Consider the following 19,845-nt stretch of genomic DNA (forward strand, 5'->3'; position numbering starts at 1 on the left):
TATCAAAAAAGTTTTTAGTTTAGTTTAAGAAGCAGCGAGGCGGCAAATTTGACCGCTCACGCCGAAGCAAAACTCAAATTTAAGGCTTAAATTTGAACTCGCCTTTTTCCTTGCTTTGTTCAGACTGCGAGTGGATTTCCCTTTTCATCTGTTCGCTTACGCTAGGTTCGTCTTTTTGTATCTTTTGAAATTTCTTTTTTTCGGTCAAAATTTTCTCGAAATTTTTAGTACTTTGCTTTTGCGCCTCGCTCTCGCAGCCCATTAGCAAAAACAAAATCGGAATAAAAAGTAAAAATTTCATACTCAAACCCTCCTTAAATTTAAGCCCTGATTCGGGCTCAAATTTAGACAACTGCGTATTTCGCCCATACGCAAACATCAAGATCGTTTAACTTAGCCAGCGTCTCTTTGGTTATTTTTTCATCCACAAGCACGACCGCAAGCGCCATTCCGTGATCGTCGCGTCCTAGGCGGAAGTCGGCGATATTGATCTTTTCCTCGGCAAGGATAGATGAAATTTTAGCGATAACGCCCGGAACGTCGTTGTTTTTAAAGATAATCATCTTACCTTTAGGCTTAAAGTCGGTTTTAAAGCCGTTTATCGTCACGATGCGCTGCTGATTTTCGCCAAATACGGTTCCACCGATCGTTACTACATCATTTTCGGTCGTTATGCGAACGGTGATTTTATTTTTAAAAATACTATTGCCGCCGACGGTGCTCTCTGTCGTTATGCCTTTTTCGTCGCACAAAAATTTAGCGTTTACGTAGTTTATCGTATCGCCGAGGCTCTCTTTTAAAGCGCCCACGATCGCAAAGGTAAGCATAGAGTTGGCGTACTCGCTGATAGGGCCGTGCGTCTCGATGCGGATAGCTTTGATAGCCTTTTTGTTGATCTGCGCGGCGAGGAAGGCCATCTTGCTTGTAAGCTCGATATAAGGCTCTACAAAAGGCGGCAGGTCTTCCGTTTTTATCGGTAAATTTAGCGCGCTAGGATAGCTGATGCCGCGAGCCGCAGAGATAGCCTGCTCGGCTGCTGCGATAGCGATGTTAGCTTGAGACTCGAGCGTATTTGCGCCAAGATGCGGCGTGACGCTGACGTTATCTAGCTCAAGCAACGGATGATCCGTCGCCGGCTCCTTCTCAAATACGTCGATACCCGCAAACGCGATCTTGCCACTTTTTAGGCCGCTATACAGAGCCTCTTCATTGTAAAGACCGCCGCGAGCGCAGTTGATGAGGCGCACGCCGTCCTTCATTTTTGCGATCTCTGCCTCGCCGATCATGTTTATGGTTTCTTTATTTTTCGGAGTGTGTATCGTGATGAAATCGCATGCAAGGATATCGTCGAAATTTCGCGTATAAACGCCGCCCATATCGGTTACTTTCGACGGATCGATATACGGATCGTAAGCAACGATTTGCATACCAAAAGCCGCAGCCCTAGTAGCCACGCGTGAGCCGATGTTGCCAAATCCGATGACGCCTAGAGTTTTGTTAAAAAGCTCAACGCCATACCACTTCTCGCGTTTCCAAATTCGATCGATTTTTAGGTCGTTGTGAGCATACGGAAACGAGCGAGCAGCAGCTAGCATATGAGCCATCGTTAGCTCCACCGCGGCGATCGTGTTTGCCGTAGGGACGTTCATCGCGATTATGCCGCGCTTTGAGCAACCGTCTATATCTACGTTATCGACGCCCACGCCAGCGCGCACGAGAGCTTTTAAATTTTTAGCCGCATTTAAAAATGCTTCGCCGACCTCGGTCGAGCTTCGCGTGATAGCCACGTCAGCCTCGCCTAAGATATCCAAAAGCTTATCTTTAGGCACGTTTACTGCGTCGATTACTTTTATATCCTCTTCGCGATTTAAAATTTCAAAGCCGACTTTATGTATTGCGTCGCACACTATTATCGTTTTCATAGCTTGATCTCCTTGAAAGTTGAGCGTATATCGTACGCTTTAAGTTCGTTTATAACGCGATCTAAAACGCCGCCGTCTTGCGTGTTTATGTAAATTAAATTTTGTGAATTTTCTTTTACTACGCTAAAATCTACGGGTATATTTTTTAATGTTTGAGTGAGGCAGAACATCGAGTAAATATCGTTTTTATCTATTATCAGCTGATAGGCGATTTTTACGACGGCTTTTGATTCGTCTTTAAATTCTACATATATCTCGTTGCTTGCCAAAGCATATTTTTTAGGAGCCAAATTTGCCATTTCGCCAACCCAAGAAGTAGGGCCAGTAGTCAAATTTTGCTCCTCGTTATTTTGTGATACTTGTAGCTCCGCAGGCGCGGACTCTTTTAAATTTACGTCCGCGTACTTATACAGCAAAGCGCCACACACGCAGACGAAAATCAGCAAAAAAGCAATCGCACCCCAGAACAAATATCGCTTCATTTACTTATGATAGCTGTTCTTTGATAATGTCGCCCAAAGTAACTTTATCATCGCTATTTATTTCGTTTAGCACCTCGCGCTCTTTTTGTCTTGCAAGGCGCCTTACGCTTAGGCGGATTCTATTTTTCTTCTCGTCGATAAAAGCTATCGCAGCTTCGATATTATCGTTTATGTTTAAGCTTTCAGCGCTTACGCTACCTAGGTCTTCTTTGCGGATGAGCGCATCGACGTTATCGCCAAGCTCTACAAATACGCCGAAATCTTTAATATCGCGAATTTTACCAGTCACGATGTCGCCTACGTTAAATTTCTTCGCATAAGCTTGTACTGGGCTTTGCTTTAGATCTTTTTGGCTAAGCGAAATTTTTTGCTCGTTAGAGTCTATTTTGATGATTTTTACCTCAACCTCGTCGCCCACTTTAAACAAATCTTTGCACTTGTCGTTTCTATCCCATGAAGCGTCCTCATTATGGAGCAAGCCCTCAACTGCGCCAATCCTAACAAATGCTCCAAAATTCGTCACGCTAGTAACTACGCCTTTAGTGACGTCCCCTTCTTTAAATTGGGCTTTAAATTCGTCAAACGGTTTTTTGAGTAGGTTTTTCAGACTCACTCTTAGGCGGCGATCTTTTGCGTCTATCTCGATAACCTCGACGTCAAGCTCCTCGCCTTCACTAATGTGATCTTTTGGATTTTTGATATTTTTATCCCATGAAATTTCAGAAATGTGCAAAAAGCCCTCTATGTCGTTGCCAAGATCGACAAATGCGCCGTAAGGCTCAATATTGCTGACTGTTACTTTTATAGTGTCGCCCACATCTAGTCCATCTTTTATCTCTTCCCAAGGATCCGGAGTTGCAGCCTTGATAGATAGAGAAAGGTGCTTTTTCTCATTATCGTATTTGATAACTTTTACTAAAACTTTATCACCCTCTTTGTAGATAGAGCCTGGATTTACCGGTCCTTTATAGCTTATCTCGCTGTAGTGTACGAGTCCATCCACTCCGCCTACGTCTACAAACATACCATATGTAGTGATTTTCTTAACCACGCCCTCTATCACGTCCGTATTTTCAGCGACTGCAGATATCGCTTCTCTTTTTTTCTTTCTATCTTCGTCAAGCAGTTTTTTTCTTGACACGATAATGCTTTGCTCGTCTTTGTCTATTTTTATGACTTTTACTTTAAACGACTTTCCTACTACCGCGTTTGCGTCTTTAAAGCCGCCTTGCGAGCGAGGCAAGAAAAACTCGATACCGTCGCTGTTTTGGGCAACAAAACCGCCTTTATTTTTACCGATTATTTTTACGTCAAATATGTCTTGATTTTCTTCATTATATGAGTCTATATAAGCTTTTACTTTTTCTTTTCTAAGCGCTTTTTTATGAGATACGATCGGCTTTCCGCCTCTTGAGCCGGTTATGACGACTTTGATCGTGTCACCAGCCTTAAATTTAAGCTCTCCGTTTTCGTCCTGGATCTCGGAAATATTTAAAATTCCCTCTGATTTTTTACCGACATTTACAAAAACCTCATCGCCCTTAATATCGACGATTATTCCGTCGCTATCCTCTTCAGTCTTTTTAAAAGACTCCTCTAACATCGCGGCAAAATCGTCGTCTTCGATACCGTCGTTTGCCTTACTAAGCTGAACTTTTTTGTTCACCGCAGCCATCTTGTTCCTTTTGTATGTATTTTGCTTTTAACACAATTAGACTCAATTTTACTTAATATTAACTTATTTGTAGATTAACTTGCGAAATTTCAGGGCTAAATTTGAAATTTTGTTTAAAAAGGTAATGAGTATTTATTAAATTTGAAAGCTCTCCAGCCTATCAATCACTTTTTGGATAATCCAATCAGGTGTAGACGCTCCTGCACTCACTCCGCAGAGATTTTTCCCTTCAAACCATGCGCGCTCTAGTTCTAGTTCGTTTTCCACGAGATAGCTATCCTCGCAGGCGGTTTTTGAGATGAGATAAAGCTGCTTTGTATTTGAGCTGTTTTTGCCGCCGACTACAACCATCACGTCGGCTCTAACGGCTAAGTTTTTAACAGCTTCTTGGTTTTCAAAAGTAGCATTACAAATCGTGTTAAAAACACGTACCTCTTTTACGCGCAGCATCAAATAATTTACGATTTGCATAAATTTTTCTACTTTGCGAGTAGTTTGACTGATGACGGCTACTTTTTGCGCTAGTTTTACGCCCTCTAGCTCGCTCTCTTCTAGCACGACGAAAACCTTACCGATGGCATATGATTTCACGCCCTTTATCTCGGGATGTTTTTCATCGCCGAATATCACGATGTCGTAGCCCTCTTTGCTCATTTTCTCGCAAATTTGCTGAGGTTTGGTGACAAAAGGACACGTCGCGTCGATCACTTTTATATCGCTTTTTTTTAGCTCGGCTAGGTCGCCCTTTGTGATACCGTGCGTGCGGATGATTGCCTTTTTTTCGCCGTCGATTTCGCTTATCCCCTCAAGCGTTTTGACGTTAAAATTTTTATTTAGGCGGTTTATCTCGTCGTTATTGTGAATGATGGGTCCGATAGTTACGGCGTCCTTAGCGTTTTCGGCGATTTTTATAGCGCGCTTGACGCCAAAACAAAATCCGTAACTGCTAGCAAGCTCAATCTTCAACGCTAGCTCCAAGTTGCCTTAAAATCCCGCTAAAATTTGGAAACGAAGTCGCGATAAATTCGCTCTTTTCTATAACCATTCCGCATTTTAGTCCAAGCACCGCAAAGCTCATCGCGATACGGTGATCGCCGTTACTGTCTATGATAGCGCAGTTTGCCTCGCCGCCTTTTACGCTAAAGCCGTCTTCAAATTCTTCGACTTCAAGCCCGCATTTTCGCAGACCTTGCACCATGATCGCGATGCGGTCGCTCTCTTTTACGCGAAGCTCTTTTGCGTTTCTCACGCTACTAGTGCCCTCTGCACTTGCAAACGCTATAGCAAGAGCCGGTACCTCGTCGATCAGCCATGAGATATTTTCACTCACGTCCACGGCCTTTAACGGCGCGTGCTTTATCTCGATCTCGCCGATACTTTCGTATGTACTAGAAGTCTCTTTAAACGTTGCTTGCGCGCCCATTTTGGCTAAAATTTTAAAGGCCTCCACGCGCGTTTTATTTAACAGCATATTTTTTAGCACGATGTGGGAATTTGGGATTATCGCTGCGGCTACGGCAAAGAAAAACGCCGAGCTAGGATCGTTTGGAACGCAAATTTCAAGTGGTTTTAGCGGCGCGTTCATCGGCTCAACCTTGACGCCGCGGGGTAAAATTTGCAAACTTGCGCCCATACCTTTTAGCATGCGCTCGGTGTGATCGCGACTAAGCTCAGGTTCGCTAAGCTCGCAGCCGTTTGACTTTAGCCCAGCCAAAATCAGCGCTGATTTTACCTGCGCGGAGGCGATTTTGCTATCAAATTTAAAATACTCCAGCTTCTTGCCGCGGATCGCCAAAGGCGCGTGATCTCCGCCGTTTGCACCGTCTATTTTAGCGCCGACGCTGATCAGCGGTTTAGCCACGCGCGCCATCGGACGACGATTTAAAAACTCGTCTCCGCTTAGCACGAAAAAACCTTCGCTAGCAGCCAAAAAGCCCATAAAAAGCCTCATCGCCGTGCCCGAGTTTCCGCACTCTAAAACAACGCTAGGCTCTTTTAAATTTGCGCTCGGAGTTATGATTAGCTCGCCCTCTTTTTCCTCGATATGCGCGCCCAAATTTTTTACGATTTCTAGCGTATTTAGCGTATCCTCGGCCTTTAGATAGTTTTTCACGCGGCTTGGCTTATCGCTTAAAAGCGAAAATATCGCGCATCTATGAGAGATGGATTTATCGGCCGCGATGTTTTCCAGGCTCGCATTTATCGGCGTTCTTAATGCGTAAACTTTCATCTTAGTCCGATATTTAAATTTTGCTTTAAAGCGTCCAAAATTTTATCCATTATCGCCGCCACTTCCTCGTCCTCAAGCGTTTTTGTATATCTTGGAAGTTAAATTTGACGCTTAAGCTCGCGTCGTCTCCGAGCTTATCGTCTGAATATATATCAACCGGTGCAAATTCTTTTAGGAACTCGATTTTTAGCGCGTTTATGCACTCTTTTATCGCTTCAAATTTCATAGTTTTAGGCACGATTAGGCTTAGGTCTCTGCTGATAGCAGGGAATTTTGAGTAGGCTTTGACGACCGCGCCGTCAAATTTAAGCTTTTCAAACTCTATCTCGCAAAGATAGGTTCGCGGCAGGTCGCGCGCGGCTTCGACTCGCACGTCCACGCGGCCGATATAGCCCACGCAAAGGCCGTTTTGATAGATTTTCGCTTGTTCAAATTCGCTTAAATATTTTACGTCGTCGCACGCTTTTAGCTCAAATTCGCCGATCGCGTTTCTAACTGCCGTCGCAAAGCCTAAAAAGTCGATATCGGCAGGCTTTGCGCCGTTTAGCAGGCTAGGTTCTTTTGTCAGTCCGCTAGCTACGAAGCCAAATCTCTCGCTTTGTTCTCCGCTCTGGCTAAATACGCTACCGAATTCAAAAATTTTGACCGATTTGCGCTGATTTTTTACGTTTCGCTCGGCCGATTTTAGCAAGTGATTTGCAAGCGTCGGCCTTAACGTGTTAAGCTCGCTATTTATCGGGTTGGCTATCTCGGCCTTACAAGGCGCAAAACCGAGCGCCGCTAGCTCGCCGGCGTCGTCAAATACATAATGCACGCTCTCGAAAAATCCTGCCGCAGCGGCTTTTTTACGCAAATTTAGCGCGTTTTTGTAGTCGGTAAAAGTATCGTTTATGCGGTTTGCTTCGCTGAAATTTAGCGGCTTTGAGGCGATATTATCGATACCGACCATTCGCACGATCTCCTCGCACACGTCCTGCGCATTTACGATATCGTGGCGAAATAACGGCACTTTCACGTTCGCACCCTCTTTTTCGGCGTTAAAAGTTAGGCTAAATCCAAGCTTTTTAAGTATCCTCACGACGTCGTTTTGAGCGACTTCTTGACCGATCATTTTTTGCATTTCGCTCATCGTAAAGCTCACGACCTTTGGTTCGCGCGTCATCACGCTTTGCTGAGAGCCCGCATAAAGCGCGACCGATTTTAGCGCGGCCAGCTGTTTAAATAAAAAATCGGCTCCAAAACCTACGTTTGGCTCGCTGCCTCTTAGCGAGCGGTAAGCCTGCGCTTGGCGCGGCATTTGCTTATCCTCGTAGACGGTTGTCGCGATGACTTCCGGGTCTGTGTAGCTAGCCTCTATTATGATTAGTTTGCTATTTTCGTCAAGTCTGGCCGCATCCGTCTGATACACGCCGCCAACGCCCAAAAGCTCGCCGCCGGCTAAAATTTCAGTCGCCAAATTTGCGCCCTTTTGCAGATCAAAAACAACGCGCTCGTCGTCCTTTTTAAGCTTGGCATAGTCATACGCGCTAAACAGCACGCCCGTAGAGTGCGTAGCATAGTCTAGCAGGCGCTCGATGCGGTTTTGTTTATCGCATTCGATCAGCGCCAAACGGATCTTCATCAGCAAATTTTCGTCAAAATACTCTTTTATCTCAAAAGCGCGGTACTGAAAGCTGCTTTGTAAATTTTCCTCGGCGTGAATAGCCAAGATGCGCCCGATACCGAGCAAATTTTCGCCCTCTTCGTATCTGGCGGCGTCTTTTAGCGGCAGATCAAGCGCGGCCGACAGATCCTTCGCTACGCCGTAGACGCTCAGGCAGTCGCCGCGGTTTGGCGTTAGCTCGATCTCGATGATATCGTCGTTTAGTAGCGGATATTCGCAAATTTCTTTACCCAGTTTTAGTTCGCCGATACTTTCATCTAGCGGCATTATGCCGTCGTTTGTTTTTACGAGGCCTAGTTCGACGGATGAGCAGATCATACCGTTTGACTCGACGCCGCGCAGTTTTGCCCTCTTTATCTCTAGGCCGCTTGGCATAACGGCGCCTGGTAGCGCCACCGGCACGAACTGTCCGGCTTCGACGTTTTTTGCGCCGCAGACGATTTGTAGCGTCTCGCCGCCCACGTCCACTTGACAAACGCTTAGTTTCTCGGCGTTTTCGTGTTTTATCTTGCTTTTTACATAGCCTACGACGATATTTTTAGGTACCCTGATCTCTTTAAAGCTATCGACCTCAAGCCCGATCGAATTTAACGTCTTTAGCAGAGTTTCGCTCGTTACGTTTGAGATATCTAGCCATTCGTTTAGCCAATTTCTTGAAATTATCATTTAAACTGCTCCAATAATCTTAAATCTCCCTCGAAAAGCGAGCGTAAATCAGGAATTTGATGAAGCAGCATCGCAAATCTCTCGACTCCGAGTCCAAATGCGTATCCGCTCACGTTTTTGTAGCCGACTGCTTTAAAGACGTTTGGATCGACCACGCCGCATCCTAGCACCTCGAGCCAGCCCGTTTGCTTGCATACGCGGCATCCGTCGCCGTGACAGAAAATACAGCTGATATCGACCTCCGCGCTGGGCTCGGTAAACGGGAAAAAGCTAGGGCGAAAGCGTACTTTAACGTCGCCGAACATGTATTTTAAGAAATTTTCAAGCATTGATTTTAAATTTGCAAAGCTCACCGCGCCGCCCTCCTCGACTACGAGGCCTTCCACCTGATGAAACATCGGCGTGTGCGTTAGATCCATGTCGCGGCGAAATACCGTTCCCGGCGCTATCATGCGAATCGGCGGCTTTTTGTTCATCATCGTGCGCACCTGCACTGGGCTAGTGTGAGTGCGGAGCAGCCTAAAATCCTTAAAATAAAACGTATCTTGCATATCGCGCGCGGGGTGATATTTAGGTAAATTTAGCGCCTCGAAGTTGTGAAAATCATCTTCTATCAGCGGTCCCGTCTCGAGCGAGAAATTTTGCATCATAAAGTACTCGATGATCTTATCCATCGTAGCCATCACGGGGTGTAGCGCGCCCGCGCCCGAAGGCTCGCTAAATAGCGTTATGTCAATCGCTTCAGCCTTCATTTTGGCTTTTATCTCGCCACTTTCAAGCTCGGTTTTTTTGGCCGCTAAAAGCGTCTCAAATTCGTCTCTTAGCTTGTTTAAATTTGCCGCAAATTCCTTCTTGGCCGCTTCGTCCATATCCTTAAGCTTAGCAAATTCCGACGTGATCGCGCCTTTTTTGCCTAGTAGCGCGACGCGAATCTTGTCTAAATCCGCCAAATTTCCGCATTTTGCGATACTTTCTCTATACTCTTGCAAGTTTTTACCTTTACTGAATTTTAGGATAGATTGTAGTCAAAATTTGATAAAATCTGCCTAAAAGGCGGGAAATTTTAACTTTTACTTGTTATAATTAAGCCAAATTTTAACCAGGAGAAAATCATGACGATATTCGAAAAAATCGTAGCAGGCGAGATACCTTGCAACAAAGTACTAGAAAACGACAAATTTCTAGCTTTTAACGACATAAATCCAAAGGCTCCGATTCATATTTTGATCATCCCAAAAAAGCACTTTGAAAATTTCCAGGAGATGGACGGGGCGCTGATGGGCGAGATGACGAAATTTATCCAAGAGGTCGCGGTGCTAATGGGCGTAGATAAGAGCGGATACCGCCTAGTTACAAACTGCGGCGAAAACGGTGGTCAAGAAGTCATGCACCTGCACTTTCACCTACTAGCGGGGGCAAAGCTTGGCTGGGTAGATACCGCGACCGATCCGCAAAGCACGTTTTAAATTTTAAATTTACGCTCGAAATTTGAGCGTAAATTTGACTTAGCGAGCCGACCTTTAATTTAGGTCGGTTCGCCTGTTTTTGGTTTAAATTTAATCATTCCACCAATTATAAATCCATTCAAAAAAGCTATCCATAAAGCCGTAATAATACAAAACGCCGATAATAGCGGAGTAGATTAGGCATCTGATTATTGCGGCATTGCGTTTTCTACGCCTTTCAAGTCTTTCTTGCTCTTCGATCCAATCCCAAATTTTTTTACCCCCACTTATTAACGAAACGATTTCCATTAACATTCTTCACCCTTATTCAAATAAACTTGCCTCAAAAAAGCCACTTGGATAACCGCAGGTATCGTTACTCTATATGCAGGACCGGCTATATCTGCCGCAGTCCAAACACCCGTAATAAGCCAGCCTATAGGTCCAGCAAATATGCTAATAGTTCTTGTAAACGTCGCATTCGCCGCCAAACTAAGCCCTCTGCCCAAAATAATATTTGCGATAGTATTTGCCACGATGAGAGCTATTTTATACGACATAAATCCGCCTCCTTTAATTGCTACTTGCAAAGCGCCCATAACGGCTTGAGACGTAAAGTTAGTAGTTTTTAGTCCAAGGTCGCTTGAAATATTTTTCAAATCCTCCTCGCTCATTTTATCTAGACTGTCCGATAAAATTTTCATAAATAACCCCTGTTCTATCATCTGAGTATTTTGGGATTTATTATAATTAACCTTTAACTTATCGCAAACGTCGCATAAAATTTCTTTATATAAAAGACCATGCCCTCTAAACATATTTGCAAACGTATTACCGCCAAAAAGTTGCAACTCCTCACAAATCAACTCTATATACCTTTGATGGTCTGGATAAAATTTTTTAAAATCATCTTTAGCGCTCAGCTCTTCAGTCATTCTTCCATCCCCATCTTTACCTTTAAGAATATCAACAAGCTCATTTAAATCGCTACTTTTTAGCTCACGCAAGAACTCCAAATCCTCATCAAATTTGTACGCCATTTTTACCCCTCATTTAAAATTTTAAGAATGCTACCGAAACGAGCCTTAAGAGATATTAAATTTAAGGAATAAATCCTTATAAAACATAAATATAAGGTAATTATTCTTTAGTTGATAAGTCAGCCTATTTTACTAAAAATTCCCGATAAAAAGGCTAAAAATGGGAAATAATCTATCAAAAAGAGACATAGCGGGGATTTTAAATATAGATACAAAAACGCTTTATAACTGGAAGAAAAGCAAGCCCGAGCTCTACCGCATCGTTATGCTAGGGTTTAAATTCGACGAGCTCTTAAAACAAGCCGAAAAAAACCTAGACGAGCTTCAAAAAATCGCAGAAGAAAATCAAAATTTTAGATTGAAGTAAGGATTGGAGCCGCATTTTGCGCGATAAATTCGCCAAAAATCCGGCGCCGATAAAAAATAGGATAAACTGCAAATTTGACGCTAAATTTTAGACACAAATCAAATTTGCTAAATTTGACCACACCGCGAAACATATATTAAATTTGCATTTATAATTTAAACTGAAATTTTAAATTCTCTCAGCAAGCCGCACGGATAGCGATAACAGCGGCTCGACGAGTTTTTATGCTAAGCGCGCCGAGAACCAAAAGCCATCGGCGAACGCGCAAATTTTATCTTTTTAAAATTTAACCGCCGCCGACCTTTTGCCAGGACGGTTAAATTTCATTATTTCCTAGCCTCTCTAACCGCGTCTAAAAGCGTTTCAAAGCCTACTTTGCTCGAGTTTTCCACGTCTTTTAGGATTTCCACTCCGGCGGCGTTATCCTTGCTACTATCTGCGAAAATTTTGATCGCCTTATCAAGTCCGCTATGGACGTTTTCGTGATCGTGCGAGATGTCTTGGATGGTTTTTGCGTCTTTTACGATAACGTTTTTGACCTTTTCGCTAAACCACCTACCGAAACGGCAGCTACCAACGCTAGGAATGCCGTCAAATTCGCCGTTTAAAACGGCTCTATAGCCGTTTAGTTTCATATTTATATGGTCGATTTTACCGTTGCTGACGTTTACTTCATTAGTAACGTTTAGGGCTTGATTTAGGATGTTTTGCGTATTTTCGTTCACGCTTGCGATAGTGCCTTGAAAATCGCTCAAAACGCGCATCACGTCGCCCGAAATTTTAGAGAAATTTTCGCTCATTCCTATCATCGTATTTGAGCTTTGTTTAAGTCCGTTTATATTTACCTCGACTTCGAGAGTGGCTTTTTGCGTGCGTTCGGCAAGCTTTCGCACCTCATCGGCCACCACGGCAAATCCGCGTCCGTGTTCGCCCGCGCGAGCCGCTTCGATAGCCGCGTTTAGAGCTAGCAAATTCGTCTGATCGGAAATATCTTTGATGAGATTTATAATCTCCACGATCGACATCACGCTGTTATTTAGCGATGAGGCGTCGTTTTGCAAGTCGCCGCTCATTTGCTGGACGTTTTGCATAGAACTAACGATAAAGCTCGTCTGCTCGCGCAGTTCGCCTGTCTTAGTAAACGTTAGGTTATTTAGCTCGTTTATGTTTTCCAGTATTTCTAAATTTTCTTCCATCGTGCCTTGCAAGAAATTCATACCGTCGGCATAGCTGGCTATTAGCAGCTTGACCGCTTCGGCTTGCGGTTTTGGCGCGTTATGCTCGCTCGCAGCACTTGATTTTGCCGCTTCCAGCTCGCTTTGCAGTTGTTTTATCTGCGCTTTTAGACTTTCGTTTTCCTGCGATAGAGCCGCGTTTTTGCTCTCAAGCTCTTTTTTATAGCCGTTTCCAAACATCCTTTCCTCCTTAAACTTTTCTATAATTATATTAAAAATTTCATCTTTAAGCGATAAATTTTAAAATTTATTTATTTTTCAGCCACTCGTTTAAAATTTCAATCTGCGCCGCCACGCTCTCGTTCGCCGTGCCTCCTTGCGACTTGCGCGCCTCCTTAGAAGCGTTTAGATCAAGAAATTTAACCGCATCCGCGTCCAGACTCTCATCCACGCTTGCAAGCTGCTGCGCATCTAGCTCGCTCAAATCTAGGCCCAAATTTTCCGCATACGCCACGGCCTTGCCCGTGATGAAGTGCGCCTGGCGAAAGGGCACGTTTTTCTCCCGCACGAGATAGTCCGCCAGATCGGTCGCCGTGAGGTGCCCGCGGCGCGTCATCGCTAGCATATTTTGCTCGTTAAATTTAGCCGTTTTTAGCATCTGTTTTAAAATTCCAAGGCTCGCAAGAGCGGTGGAAACGCTGTCAAAAACGCCCTCCTTGTCCTCTTGCATATCCTTGTTGTATGCTAGCGGCAAGCCCTTCATTACCGTTAGCAGCGCGACGAGATTGCCGTTTACGCGCCCCGTTTTGCCGCGGATGAGTTCGGCGACGTCGGGGTTTTTCTTCTGCGGCATGATCGAGCTGCCCGTGCTGTACGCGTCGCTGATCGTGATGAATCCAAACTCCTGCGAGCTCCACAAGATGAGCTCCTCGCACAGGCGTGACGCATGCGTCATCAGCACGCTTACGTTAAACAAAATCTCCAGCGCGAAATCGCGGTCGCTGACGCTATCCATCGCATTTGGCGTTACTCCCGCAAACCCAAGCTCTCGCGCGACTAGCTCGCGATTTATCGGATGCGGCGTGCCGGCAAGCGCGGCGGAGCCCAGCGGAGAGAGGTTATTTCGCTCGCGCGAGCTAGTAAAGCGCTCGTAGTCGCGGCGAAACATAAACGCGTAAGCTAGCAGATGATAGGCAAGGCTCACGGGCTGGGCGTGCTGAAGGTGCGTGTAGCCTGGCATCAGCGTGTCCGCGTGCTTGCTAGCGATATCTCGTAGCGCAGCGACTAGCTCGCGGATTTTTTCGGAGATCTCGACACCGCTTTTAAGCACGTAGAGGCGAAAATCAAGCGCGACCTGATCGTTTCTGCTGCGCGCGGTGTGTAGCCTGCCGCCAAGATCGCTTCCGATGAGCTCGCTTAGGCGCTTTTCGACCGCCATATGAATGTCCTCGTCGGCGGTTTTAAACTCAAATTTACCGCTTTTTATCTCCTCAAACACGGCGTCAAGCCCCGCGACGATCTTTTCGCTCTCCTCAGGCTTTAAAATCCCGCAGGCGCCGAGCATTCTTGCGTGCGCCTTGCTGCCCGCGATGTCCTCCTGCCAAAGCGCCCTATCAAAGCCGATCGAGGCGTTAAACTCCTCCAAAAGCTCGCTACTCTCACCGCTAAACCTACCCGACCACATTTTTTTTGGATTTTCTTGCATCGTTTTTCCTTTTTGCGCTAAATTTTGGCTTTGATTTTAGCTCAAATCCACTTAAATTTCACGCCGTATTCACTCTGCGCGGCTAAAATGAACGAAAAAGGAGCAAAAATGAAAAAGCGAATTTATCACGTAAGCGAGGTCGCAAAGAGCGGAGAAAAGGCGAGAAAAACGATATTTTGCGAGACGGACGCCACTAGCTGCGCGGTCTGGGTCGTGCGAGCCGGCCAAGAAGTCGCGGTGCACGCACACACTAAAAGCGACGACGTGTGGGTGTGCTTGCAAGGCGAGGGCGTGTTTTATCTTAGCAAAGAGGGTACGAGCGAGGCCGAAAAGACGGCGGGCGGACTTTTGGATAACGGCGAGCAGGTAAATTTTAAGAGTGAGCGACCCGCTAAATACAGGCAAGTCTCGGTCAAAAAGGGCGATGTGGTGATCTCGGCTAAGGGCGAGTGCCACGGCATGAAAAACACCGGCAAGGAGGATTTTATCTTTATCAGCGTTATCACGCCGTTGCCCGCTGATTACGTGGCGCTGGGGTAAATTTAAGCTAGCAAGAGTGGGGCTTATCGCGTGGGAAATGAAAATTTGTAGCATTTTAGGTATTTGTTGATTTTTGCTGCGTGTAAATTTGACAAAAGCACATAGCGGCGAAATTTTAAAAATTTACGGCAGCAAGCTAAATTTGACGCCGATAAATAACGCTGAAGCGATCGCGGTGCACGGCGATAAATTTGAAATTTTAGGACGCTAAACTGCGGCGCGAAAGTAAAATTTAGCAATAAGCGCTTTGTAAAATTTACGCTTGCGTTCGCATATAAGGCGCAAGGCAGAATTTAAATTTAGATGCGGTAAGCCGCTAACGAATAAATTTAATCAAAAGGATAAAAGATGAAAATACTACTTATCAACGGCGGAGCGCCGTTTAACGGCAATGGCGGCAAGCTAAGCAAAACCTTGCACGAGCTAGCCAAAAATACGCTGGAAGCCCTAGGGCACGAAACGCGCGAAACTACGATACATGAGGGCTACGACCTAGAGGGCGAGGTAGAGAAATTTCTATGGATGGATGCCGTGATCTGGCAGATGCCCGCGTGGTGGATGGGCGAGCCTTGGGTCGTTAAAAAATATATCGACGAGGTGTTTATGAGCGGCATGGGCAAGATAGTGGCAAACGACGGACGGCACAGCGCGAGTCCAAACGACGGATACGGCACCGGCGGCCTGATAAAGGGCAAATCACATATGCTAAGCGTCACGTGGAATGCGCCGCTTCAGGCGTTTGACAAGCCGGGGGATTTTTTCGAGGGCGTAGGCGTGGACGGCGTTTATTTGCATTTCCATAAAGCCAACGAGTTTTTAGGCACGAAAAGGCTGCCTACTTTTATGTGCAACGACGTCATTAAAAATCCCGACGTAGAGCGTTTTACGAGAGATTACGAAGCGCATTTAAAAAGGGTTTTCGGCTAAAAGCCGCTAAAGAGCGAGAGGCTGCTAAGCGATCTTTTTAATGCGGTTTGGCTAATGAACAAAGCTGGCAAGCCTTTTTACTCGAAAGTACGGCGAGGCGTTTAGCGCGTTTTAGATGGAATTTAAGCTTAAGGAGCGTTCATGGAGTATTTCAAGCCATTTTTTGTAAAGATCGCAGGGCGCGCCAGAGATGACGATCGCACGAGCACGCACGAGCAGATCATCGCGCCGCTACTGCAAAACGCGCTCGCCGCCTATGTCTATAACGGGCGCAAAGATAGTATCGCGGGGGCTTTCGGTAGTGTGGAGCACCCGTTAAATTTGAGCGACTTTAGTTTTCTCGTGGGCGAGCGGGGTAAATTTCGCCTCGATCTCTCGCGCGAATGCGTAAACGGCGCCGAGATTTTTTGGAACGCTTGCAGTTTTAGGCGCGGCTCAGTTATTATTTTGCTTGAGGGCGAGTTTGATTTGGCGCCTATTTTACGCCGCTGCGCCGAGATAAGTATAGACGAAACGCCCAATATGGGCAACAGCCCAGCGGCGACCAAGCTTGCCAAGCGCGCGATGAGCGAGGGGCGGATCGCAGTGCTTTTTAGCGCATCAAACGGGATAGAGTGGATGGATATCTACGCTCCTGAGGCGGTGCAGGATAAAATTTCAAAGCTTGCGGATGAGATAAACGGGGGCGAAATTTAAAATATACGCTTTACGACCTTGCAGGCAAATGAGTCGTCAAATTTAATGACGCATAACGCTTACCGGCACAACCATGCATAGTTATCAAATTAATCAACAGCTTTAAGCAAGCAACAGACGACAAAATTTAGCAAAAAGCTAAACTATCGCGCCTCAAGCATTATCAAATTTAATAAAAGCAACGTCTGCGGGAGAGCAGTCGTCAAATTTGCAGGTAAATTTATTTTGCCTCTTGTGTCGCTAAATTTACAAAGCAAATTCGCCTCAAAAAGCTCAATTTTGAAGGCACGATCCAAAAAAAGCGGCGTAAATTTACCGCCTCATCTTTCTGCCAATCAGCGCAAAAACTACGATCACGCCGGCGATCATCGCCCCAGCCTTCATGTAAAACGCCCTTCTATCGCGCACGGCTTCGGGCGAGCTGGTTTTGAGCTGCACCTTGACGTCCATGCCGCCCGCTACGATGCTTAGCGTATCGCCCGCCATGCCTTTTAGCTTCACGCTTAGCGTGTTTGTGCCGCTTTGCGCGACCGTAGGCGTCATAAAGCCCGAAGCCTTATAAGAGTAGCGCGTCATGAGGTCGTTGCAGTCTTTGGGGCGGAAAAATATCTCGTAGGTCTTATCCGCATCCACGCCCAGCACGTCGCCGTCGCGCGCGTCAAAATACGAATTTTGCGGCGTTTTGGTTTTAAAGCTCCATTTTATTTGCTTTACCTGCGCGCCCGCGTTTTGCGCGCTTTGATTTCGCGCGCCTGCTTGCTCGTAGCTAAAAACCGCCTCGTACTGCGCGCCAAAGTCAAAAACATCTCGCGAAAAGGCTGCAAACTGCTTGGACGAAAATTTGGAGTTTATATCGTTGGCGCTCGTGATGATGTGCAAATTTTGGATCTTTCGCCCGTCTTTAAATATCTCAAAATCTTTAAATTTTACCTCGCCAGCGTTCGCGTTAAACTCGATACTAACGGGATTTGCCGTGATCTTGCACTCAGGGAATGGGTCCGGGATCTCGCCGCTAAAATAGGGCGTCACGGCAGTAGCGTCGGGAAATTTGACGAAAGGCTTCATCGCGCCCGTGAAGTTGTCAAATTTGGCGTCTTTGATTTTTAGATTTTTATCGGCGCAGACGTTGGTATAAAACCGCCCCGCGCCCGTATCGCTCGCACCCCTAGCGCAAAAGGCACTGAGCCTAGAGTTGCCCATCTCAAATACGAAGGCGTTAAATTTGTCCTTAGACGCAAGCGCGTAGCCGACCTCATTGACGCTCAAATTTAAAAATGCAAATCGGTGATAGATCGCGGCAAACAGCCCATCCACCGCCTCTTTAAAGTCGCTTTTATAGGCGATATTTTCAAGCACTAGAGTTGATTTGTAGCCCACCGCTAGGGCTCTATCAGCTGGGGTCGCGCCGCTAAATTTGGCCCGTCCGGCCGTCTCGTCGTGCCCCATGTATTCGTTTTGGGCGCTGTATTCGGCGTGATTTTTTGCAGCCTGGCTTAAAATTTGATTTGGTTTTAGACCGGAGAGTCCGGAGCCTCGGCGATATTCGTTTAGATACGCGACCGCGTCTGAATCGGGAACAAAAGAAAACTCGGGCTGCTTGGCGGACTTTAGCGCGGAGTCTTTACCCTGCCCGCCCAAGATATCGCAACCAGCAAGAAAAAAGGCGCAGGCTAAAAGGCTAAATTTAAGCCCGCGTTTCACAGAGTAAAATTTCAATCCCGCGCCCTTTAAATTTAAGCCTTAGGTCCCGCTTTTGCGTACTCCACGCCCTCTTTTACGTCCTCGTAGCGTTTGAAGTTTGCCTCAAACATACCCGCTAGTTTATCGCGAGTCGCGACGTATTCGCTCTTGTTTTCCCATGTGTTGATCGGATTTAGCAGCTTCGTTTCGACGCCTGCTAGCTCTTTTGGGATCGCTAGGTTAAATTTTTCAAAATTTTCAAATTCGCACTTTTTGATGCTACCGTCAAGGATCGCGTTTATGCACGCGCGCGTAGCCTTGATGCTCATTCGCTTGCCCACGCCGTACGCGCCGCCGCTCCAGCCCGTGTTTACGAGATAGACGCTGACATTATGCTTATCGATCTTTTCGCCTAGCAGCTTAGCGTAAACGGTTGGGTGTAGCGGCATAAACGGCTCACCAAAGCACGCGCTAAAGGTCGCTACAGGCTCTGTGATACCGCGCTCGGTGCCCGCGACTTTCGCCGTGTAGCCGCTTAGGAAATAATACATCGCCTGCTCTTTGGTTAGTTTTGCGACCGGAGGCAAAACGCCGAACGCGTCGGCGGTTAGGAATATGATGTTTTTCGGATGGCCGCCAGCAGAGCTTGGCTCGTAGTTGTCGATATGATAGATCGGGTAGCTAACGCGGGTGTTTTCGGTCTTGCTGCCATCTTTGTAGTCTACTACGCCCGCCTCATCCGCGACCACGTTTTCAAGCAGCGCGTCGCGTTTGATAGCGGCGTAAATTTCAGGCTCGCTGCTCGGGTCTAAATTTATGCACTTCGCGTAGCAGCCGCCCTCGAAGTTAAATATCCCTTCATCGTCCCAGCCGTGCTCATCATCGCCGATTAGCTTGCGGTTTGGATCGGTCGATAGCGTCGTTTTGCCCGTACCGCTTAGACCGAAAAATAGCGCCGTGTCGCCCTCTTTGCCCACGTTTGCCGAGCAGTGCATGCTCAGCTTGCCCTCAAGCGGTAACCAGTAGTTCATCATGGAAAAAATTCCCTTTTTCATCTCGCCGCCGTACCACGTACCGCCGATGACCGCGACGTTTTCCTCGACATTAAAGATAACGAAAACATCGGAGTTTAGCCCCTGCTCTTTGCACTCTTCGTTTTTGCATTTGCACGCGTTATAAACGACGAAATCCGGGCTAAATTTAGCTAGCTCGGCCTCGTTTGGACGGATGAACATATTTTTTACAAAATGCGCTTGCCAAGCGACTTCGGTCACGAAACGAACCGATTTTTTGCTCTTTTCGCTCGCGCCGCAAAATGCGTCTTGGATAAAGATTTCCTTGCCGCTTAGCTGAGCTTTTGCTTTGGCTAAAAGCTTGTCAAAAAGCTCTTTTGAGATGGGCTGATTTACCTTGCCCCAAGCGATGTATTTTTGGCTCGGATCTTGTTTTACGAAGTACTTATCCTTTGGGCTGCGACCCGTAAAGATGCCTGTATCGACCATAAAGGTGCCGTTGCTTGACACGCGTCCCTCACCCATCGCCTTTTCAAGCTCGAAAAGCTCATCGTAGCTTAAATTGTGGTTGATTTTTTTGATGCCCTTAAGACCTAATTTTTCTATTTCGTTTACCATT

The 19,845-nt window shown here is 46.2% G+C and carries 18 protein-coding genes and 2 pseudogenes; 6 read left to right on the plus strand and 14 right to left on the minus strand.

Annotated features, from left to right (window positions below; translation table 11 throughout):
- Window positions 1–79: 79 nt before the first annotated feature.
- The 8 genes and pseudogenes from EE116_RS09730 to pheS all read right to left on the minus strand — a co-directional run bounded on the left by EE116_RS09730 (window position 80) and on the right by pheS (window position 9,627).
- On the minus strand, window positions 80–301 hold the full coding sequence (locus EE116_RS09730) for a hypothetical protein (RefSeq protein ID WP_122866783.1): 222 nt from the start codon (window positions 299–301) through the stop codon (window positions 80–82).
- A gap of 43 nt (window positions 302–344) precedes the next feature.
- Complete coding sequence (gene serA, locus EE116_RS09735) at window positions 345–1,922, minus strand: phosphoglycerate dehydrogenase (RefSeq protein ID WP_122874247.1); 1,578 nt, start codon at window positions 1,920–1,922, stop codon at window positions 345–347.
- Window positions 1,919–2,404 (minus strand): hypothetical protein, encoded by a 486-nt coding sequence (locus tag EE116_RS09740; protein ID WP_122874248.1) that lies wholly within the window; start codon window positions 2,402–2,404, stop codon window positions 1,919–1,921. The genes serA and EE116_RS09740 overlap by 4 nt, the downstream gene beginning before the upstream one ends.
- 4 nt (window positions 2,405–2,408) lie before the next feature.
- Window positions 2,409–4,079 (minus strand): 30S ribosomal protein S1, encoded by a 1,671-nt coding sequence (locus EE116_RS09745; protein WP_122874249.1) that lies wholly within the window; start codon window positions 4,077–4,079, stop codon window positions 2,409–2,411.
- Between the two features lie 135 nt (window positions 4,080–4,214).
- Window positions 4,215–5,045, minus strand: a complete 831-nt coding sequence (locus EE116_RS09750; protein WP_002948360.1) for a 4-hydroxy-3-methylbut-2-enyl diphosphate reductase — start codon at window positions 5,043–5,045, stop codon at window positions 4,215–4,217.
- Complete coding sequence (gene aroA / locus EE116_RS09755; protein WP_122874250.1) at window positions 5,035–6,309, minus strand: 3-phosphoshikimate 1-carboxyvinyltransferase; 1,275 nt, start codon at window positions 6,307–6,309, stop codon at window positions 5,035–5,037. Before aroA ends, EE116_RS09750 begins: the two co-directional genes overlap by 11 nt.
- Window positions 6,306–8,638: pseudogene (gene pheT, locus EE116_RS09760) on the minus strand (phenylalanine--tRNA ligase subunit beta). Before pheT ends, aroA begins: the two are co-directional and overlap by 4 nt.
- Complete coding sequence (gene pheS / locus EE116_RS09765; protein ID WP_122874251.1) at window positions 8,635–9,627, minus strand: phenylalanine--tRNA ligase subunit alpha; 993 nt, start codon at window positions 9,625–9,627, stop codon at window positions 8,635–8,637. The pseudogene pheT and the gene pheS overlap by 4 nt, the downstream one beginning before the upstream one ends.
- 123 nt (window positions 9,628–9,750) lie before the next feature.
- Here pheS and EE116_RS09770 point away from each other — a divergent pair, with 123 nt between their 5' ends.
- Window positions 9,751–10,104 carry a histidine triad nucleotide-binding protein gene (locus EE116_RS09770; protein ID WP_009493554.1) on the plus strand — a complete coding sequence of 118 codons (354 nt, stop codon included), beginning with the start codon at window positions 9,751–9,753 and terminating at the stop codon, window positions 10,102–10,104.
- A gap of 90 nt (window positions 10,105–10,194) precedes the next feature.
- On the opposite strand, the gene EE116_RS09775 is transcribed toward EE116_RS09770, so the two are convergent.
- Window positions 10,195–10,398, minus strand: coding sequence for a hypothetical protein (locus tag EE116_RS09775; RefSeq protein WP_122874252.1), 204 nt, complete (start codon window positions 10,396–10,398; stop codon window positions 10,195–10,197).
- The gene (locus EE116_RS09780; protein WP_122874253.1) at window positions 10,392–11,123 is read right to left on the minus strand and encodes a YaaW family protein; all 732 of its coding nucleotides are present in this window, start codon (window positions 11,121–11,123) and stop codon (window positions 10,392–10,394) included. The genes EE116_RS09775 and EE116_RS09780 overlap by 7 nt, the downstream gene beginning before the upstream one ends.
- Before the next feature lie 160 nt (window positions 11,124–11,283).
- On the opposite strand from EE116_RS09780, the gene EE116_RS09785 reads away from it, so the two are divergent.
- Entirely contained in the window at window positions 11,284–11,490 is a 207-nt protein-coding gene (locus tag EE116_RS09785) for a transcriptional regulator (protein WP_122874254.1), read from the plus strand.
- 326 nt (window positions 11,491–11,816) lie between these two features.
- Here EE116_RS09785 and EE116_RS13260 read toward each other — a convergent pair.
- Both EE116_RS13260 and argH read right to left on the minus strand, forming a co-directional pair.
- Window positions 11,817–12,512 (minus strand): annotated as a pseudogene (locus EE116_RS13260) (methyl-accepting chemotaxis protein); the annotation flags it as partial.
- A 460-nt stretch (window positions 12,513–12,972) separates the two neighbouring features.
- On the minus strand, window positions 12,973–14,370 hold the full coding sequence (gene argH / locus EE116_RS09795; RefSeq protein WP_122874256.1) for an argininosuccinate lyase: 1,398 nt from the start codon (window positions 14,368–14,370) through the stop codon (window positions 12,973–12,975).
- A gap of 108 nt (window positions 14,371–14,478) precedes the next feature.
- On the opposite strand from argH, the gene EE116_RS09800 reads away from it, so the two are divergent.
- The 4 genes from EE116_RS09800 (at window position 14,479) to EE116_RS09815 (ending at window position 16,533) form a co-directional block, all read left to right on the plus strand.
- A complete protein-coding gene (locus tag EE116_RS09800; protein ID WP_122874257.1) occupies window positions 14,479–14,910 on the plus strand; it encodes a cupin domain-containing protein in 432 nt (143 codons plus the stop codon).
- Window positions 14,911–14,998: 88 nt separating this feature from the next.
- Complete coding sequence (locus tag EE116_RS13080) at window positions 14,999–15,121, plus strand: hypothetical protein (RefSeq protein WP_277418951.1); 123 nt, start codon at window positions 14,999–15,001, stop codon at window positions 15,119–15,121.
- 137 nt (window positions 15,122–15,258) lie between these two features.
- Window positions 15,259–15,837 carry an NAD(P)H-dependent oxidoreductase gene (locus tag EE116_RS09810; protein ID WP_122874258.1) on the plus strand — a complete coding sequence of 193 codons (579 nt, stop codon included), beginning with the start codon at window positions 15,259–15,261 and terminating at the stop codon, window positions 15,835–15,837.
- 141 nt (window positions 15,838–15,978) lie between these two features.
- Entirely contained in the window at window positions 15,979–16,533 is a 555-nt protein-coding gene (locus tag EE116_RS09815; protein ID WP_122874259.1) for a hypothetical protein, read from the plus strand.
- 312 nt (window positions 16,534–16,845) lie between these two features.
- Here the strand turns inward: EE116_RS09815 and EE116_RS09820 are convergent, their stop codons facing one another.
- Both EE116_RS09820 and pckA read right to left on the minus strand, forming a co-directional pair.
- Window positions 16,846–18,249 carry a CAP domain-containing protein gene (locus EE116_RS09820; RefSeq protein ID WP_122874260.1) on the minus strand — a complete coding sequence of 468 codons (1,404 nt, stop codon included), beginning with the start codon at window positions 18,247–18,249 and terminating at the stop codon, window positions 16,846–16,848.
- Window positions 18,250–18,266: 17 nt separating this feature from the next.
- A complete protein-coding gene (pckA, locus tag EE116_RS09825; protein ID WP_122874261.1) occupies window positions 18,267–19,844 on the minus strand; it encodes a phosphoenolpyruvate carboxykinase (ATP) in 1,578 nt (525 codons plus the stop codon).
- Window position 19,845 lies beyond the last annotated feature (1 nt).

This window comes from Campylobacter showae, from assembly GCF_900573985.1.
GTDB classification, from domain to species: Bacteria; Campylobacterota; Campylobacteria; order Campylobacterales; family Campylobacteraceae; genus Campylobacter_A; species Campylobacter_A showae_E.

Excerpts from the sequence above, each read along its gene's own strand:
- EE116_RS09740 (WP_122874248.1), bottom strand. The coding sequence starts at position 2,404 with ATGAAGCGATATTTGTTCTGGGGTGCGATTGCTTTTTTGCTGATTTTC.
- EE116_RS09745 (WP_122874249.1), bottom strand. The coding sequence starts at position 4,079 with ATGGCTGCGGTGAACAAAAAAGTTCAGCTTAGTAAGGCAAACGACGGT.
- EE116_RS09780 (WP_122874253.1), bottom strand. The coding sequence starts at position 11,123 with ATGGCGTACAAATTTGATGAGGATTTGGAGTTCTTGCGTGAGCTAAAA.
- EE116_RS09770 (WP_009493554.1), top strand. The coding sequence starts at position 9,751 with ATGACGATATTCGAAAAAATCGTAGCAGGCGAGATACCTTGCAACAAA.
- pckA (WP_122874261.1), bottom strand. The coding sequence starts at position 19,844 with ATGGTAAACGAAATAGAAAAATTAGGTCTTAAGGGCATCAAAAAAATC.
- EE116_RS09775 (WP_122874252.1), bottom strand. The coding sequence starts at position 10,398 with ATGTTAATGGAAATCGTTTCGTTAATAAGTGGGGGTAAAAAAATTTGG.
- EE116_RS09815 (WP_122874259.1), top strand. The coding sequence starts at position 15,979 with ATGGAGTATTTCAAGCCATTTTTTGTAAAGATCGCAGGGCGCGCCAGA.
- aroA (WP_122874250.1), bottom strand. The coding sequence starts at position 6,309 with ATGAAAGTTTACGCATTAAGAACGCCGATAAATGCGAGCCTGGAAAAC.
- EE116_RS09785 (WP_122874254.1), top strand. The coding sequence starts at position 11,284 with ATGGGAAATAATCTATCAAAAAGAGACATAGCGGGGATTTTAAATATA.
- EE116_RS09730 (WP_122866783.1), bottom strand. The coding sequence starts at position 301 with ATGAAATTTTTACTTTTTATTCCGATTTTGTTTTTGCTAATGGGCTGC.
- argH (WP_122874256.1), bottom strand. The coding sequence starts at position 14,370 with ATGCAAGAAAATCCAAAAAAAATGTGGTCGGGTAGGTTTAGCGGTGAG.
- EE116_RS09810 (WP_122874258.1), top strand. The coding sequence starts at position 15,259 with ATGAAAATACTACTTATCAACGGCGGAGCGCCGTTTAACGGCAATGGC.
- EE116_RS09800 (WP_122874257.1), top strand. The coding sequence starts at position 14,479 with ATGAAAAAGCGAATTTATCACGTAAGCGAGGTCGCAAAGAGCGGAGAA.
- serA (WP_122874247.1), bottom strand. The coding sequence starts at position 1,922 with ATGAAAACGATAATAGTGTGCGACGCAATACATAAAGTCGGCTTTGAA.